This is a genomic window from Rhizobacter sp. P3_C12 (assembly GCF_056402735.1).
In genome coordinates, this window is sequence record NZ_JBFUGW010000421.1 from 1 (window position 1) to 3828 (window position 3828).

Genomic DNA, 3828 nt, shown 5'->3' on the forward strand with positions numbered 1-3828 from the left:
GCTACGCCCGTGGCGACAACAACTCGCGCGGCAGCTGGCTCTACGACCTCGACTACAAGCACCACCTCGACCCCGCCACCACGCTGAACCTGCACGCCGGCTACCAGAAGATCAAGAACTTCAAGGAAGCGAACTTCTCCGACTACCGCGTCGGCATCACGCACAAGCGCTGGGGCTTCGAATGGAGCGCCGACTGGGTCACCACGCACACCCGCGTGCGCGAGCTCTACCTCGCGCAGGACGGCGACGAGCTGAAGGCCACCGACAACAACAAGTTCTTCGTCACCGTGTCCCGCAAGTTCTGAGCACGATCCCGAGATGACCCTCGACGAACGGCTGGTGCTCGCGGTCGACCTCGGCACCTCCGGCTGCAAGTGCGCGCTGGTGGCGATCGACGGCACCGTGCAGGCCTGGGCCTTCCGCGCCGTGCCACTGCATGTGCACGGCGCCGCGGCCGAGCAGGATCCGCACGACTGGTGGGCGGCCTTCCTCGGCGCGGCCGGCGAGCTGCTGGCCGATGAGGGCCTGCGCCGCCGCGTCGTGGCGGTGTGCTGCTCGGCGCAGACCGAGGGCACGGTCTGCGTCGACAGCGCCGGCCAGCCGATCGGCCGTGCGATGACCTGGCTCGATGCACGCGGCGCCGACGCGATCACGCGCCGCGCCCGGGGCCTCGCGCTGAACATCGAAGGCTATGGCCCGCTGAAGCTGTGGCGCTGGCTGCGGCTCACCGGCGGCGCGCCATCGCTGTCGGGCCGCGATTCGGCCGGCCACATCGCGTGGCTGCACGACCACGAGCCCGAGCGCTGCGCCCGCACGCACAAGTTCCTCAACGTGCCCGACTACCTGAACCTGCGCCTGACCGGCCGCTTCTGCGCCACGCAGGATTCGGCGTTGACGAGCTGGGTCACCGACAACCGCGATTCGCGCCACGTGCGCTACGACGCCGGCCTGATCCGCCTGCTGGGTGTCGATGCCGACAAGCTGCCCGAGATCGTACGCTCGACCGAGGTGCTGGGCCCGCTGCTGCCGGGCGTCGCGCTGGCGCTCGGGCTCGACGCGAAGACGGTCGTCGTCGGCGGCGCGATCGACACCTCGGCCGTCGCGGTCGGTGCCGCCGTCGGCGACTACGAGACCCACCTCTACCTCGGCACCTCGTCGTGGCTGGGCGCGCACGTGCCGGCGATGAAGACCGACGTGCGCCACAAGATCGCCGCGGTGCCGTGCGCGGTCGACGGGCGCTACCTCGCGATGGCGCTGCAGTCGACCGCGGGCGCCAACCTGTCGTTCCTGCGCGACCGCATCCTGTTCCACCCGGACGAGCTCGCCGGCGAYGAGGAGCACCCCGCCGCCTACGAGCTGCTGAACCGCATCGCCGCGCGCGTGCCGCCGGGCGCGCGCGGGCTGATCTACACGCCGTGGCTGCATGGCGAGCGCACGCCGGTCGACGACCCGCGGCTGCGCGCCGGTCTGCTGAACCTGTCGCTGGAGCATTCGCGCGAGGACATCTTCCGCGCCTTCCTCGAGGGCGTGGCGCTGAACACGCGCTGGATGCTGGAGCCGTTCGCGCGCCTGCTGGGGCGCGACGTGGGCACGGTCACCGCCGTCGGCGGCGGTGCGCAGTCGGACGTGTGGTGCCAGATCCTGGCCGACGTCACCGGCCAGCCGATCCGCCAGCTCGAGAACGCGATCCAGGCGAATGCGATCGGCGCCGCGAGCATCGCGTGGGTCGGCATCGGCGCGCTGCGGTTCGCCGACCTCGCCGCGCTGCGCCGCACGCGCCGCACCTACGAGCCGGCGAGCGCGCTGCGACGGTTGTACGGCGACAAGTTCGAGGCCTTCAAGGAGGTGCACAAGCGCCTCGCGCCGCTCTACCACCGCTTGAACGCGCCGCAGGAGGCTGCCGCATGATCAGTGCTTCGACTGCTCGCCAGACCGTCGTCGACTTGTGCGTCGAGCTGTCGCTGCGTGGCTTCCTCGCCGGCACCGGCGGCAACATCGCGCTGCGCGTCGATGCCGAGCGCATCGCGGTGACGCCCTCGGCCACCGACTACCTGACGATGACGGCCGGCGACGTGTGCGTGCTGCGCCTGGCCGACCTCGCGCCGCTCGAGGGCACGAAGCCGCCGTCGGTCGAGACCGGGCTGCATGCGCGCGTGCTGCGCGCGCGGCCCGACGCGCAGTGCAGCATCCACACGCACCAGCCGATCGCCAGCGCCTGCGCCTTGCTCGGGCAGGCGCTCGCGGTGCCCGATGGTCCCTGGCGGCAATCGCTGGGCCGCTCGGTGCCGGTCGTCGGCTATGCCCCGTCGGGCACCGCGTGGCTCGCCGCGCTGCTGGCGCGCAGGCTGCGCGCCGACACCCACGCGTACCTGATGCTGAACCACGGCGTGCTGTGCTGCGGCCCGAGCACCGAGGCGGCCGTGCAGGCCGTCGAAGACCTGGAGACGCTGGCCTGCATGCACCTGCGGCAGCGCATCGCGGCGCGCGCGGCGACCGATGCGTCGCAGCGCGAAGTTTTTGCGCGGCTCGATGCCGAGCTGGCCGATGCCATCCACCTTGCGACCAAGAACAGACCTGCACCATGAGCAACCTCGCACCGATCCACTCCGCCGCGTCGGCCGCCCCCACCAGCGCCATCTCGGCCTGGCCCGAYGTCGATGCGCTGTACCGCCGCTTCGCCGAGCTCGTGAAGCAGCCGATGCGCCCGATCCGCCGCGATGCGATGGCCGGCGTGATGCGCCATTTCGACGAGCGCTGCGCCGGTTCGCGCCGCCTCGCCGAGCAGGCGCAGGCGGTGATCCCGGGCGGCGTGCAGCACAACCTGGCGTTCAACCACCCGTTCCCGATCGCGGCCGCCAAGGCCCAGGGCGCCCACCTGACCGATGTCGACGGCAACCGCTACATCGATTTCCTGCAAGCCGGCGGCCCGACACTGCTCGGCTCCAACCACCCGGTGGTGCGCGAGGCCGTCAACCGCGTGCTCGACGACTGCGGGCCGGTGACCGGGCTGCTGCACGAATACGAGGTGAAGCTCGCCGAGCTGGTGTGCCGCGCGATGCCGGGCGTCGAGATGCTGCGGCTGCTCGGCTCCGGCACCGAGGCGGTGATGGGCGCGGTGCGCCTCGCCCGCGCGTACACGCACCGCAAGTGGGTCATCAAGATCGGCGGCGCGTACCACGGCTGGAGCGACCAGCTGGTCTACGGCATGCGGCTGCCCGGCACCGGGCGCATGGAGGCCGTCGGCATCCCGCGCGGCGCGACGGCGCACACGCAGGAATGCCATCCGAACGACCTCGATGCGCTGCGCCGCAAGCTGCAGCTGAACCGCCTGCGCGGCGGCACCGCGGCCGTGCTGCTGGAGCCGCTCGGCCCCGAGAGCGGCACCCGCCCGGTGCACCCCGACTACAACCGCCAGGTGCGTGCGCTGTGCGACGAGTTCGGTGCGCTGATGATCTTCGACGAGGTGGTCACCGGGTTCCGCGTCGGCATGGGCGGCGCGCAGGCGTATTTCGGCGTCAAGCCCGACCTGACGGTGCTCGGCAAGTGCCTGGCCGGCGGCTACCCGATGGCCGGCGCGATCGGCGGCCGGCGCGACGTGATGATGCTGCTGGTCGGCGGCATCGGCACCACCGCGCGGCGCGCCTTCGTCGGCGGCACGCTGTCGGCGAACCCGCTGTCGTGCGTGGCCGGCTTCCATGCCTTGCAGGAGGCCGAGCGCGTCGATGCGGCCGGCGTCGCGGGCCGCGCCGGCGACCGGCTGCGGCGCGGGCTGGAGGCGATCATCGCGGCGCGCAGCCTGCCGTACGTGGTCTACAACCTGGGCTCGAT

The 3828-nt window shown here is 72.1% G+C and carries 3 protein-coding genes and 1 pseudogene; all 4 read left to right on the plus strand.

Annotated features, from left to right (window positions below; translation table 11 throughout):
- A pseudogene (locus AC1DXV_RS32395) lies at positions 1-305 on the plus strand (TorF family putative porin); the annotation flags it as partial.
- 13 nt (positions 306-318) lie between these two features.
- Complete coding sequence (locus AC1DXV_RS32400; protein ID WP_477937586.1) at positions 319-1908, plus strand: xylulokinase; 1590 nt, start codon at positions 319-321, stop codon at positions 1906-1908.
- The gene (locus tag AC1DXV_RS32405; protein WP_477937588.1) at positions 1905-2585 is read left to right on the plus strand and encodes a class II aldolase/adducin family protein; all 681 of its coding nucleotides are present in this window, start codon (positions 1905-1907) and stop codon (positions 2583-2585) included. Before AC1DXV_RS32400 ends, AC1DXV_RS32405 begins: the two co-directional genes overlap by 4 nt.
- The coding region (locus tag AC1DXV_RS32410) for an aspartate aminotransferase family protein (RefSeq protein ID WP_477937590.1) at positions 2582-3828 on the plus strand (1247 nt) is incomplete at its 3' end. The genes AC1DXV_RS32405 and AC1DXV_RS32410, both read left to right, overlap by 4 nt.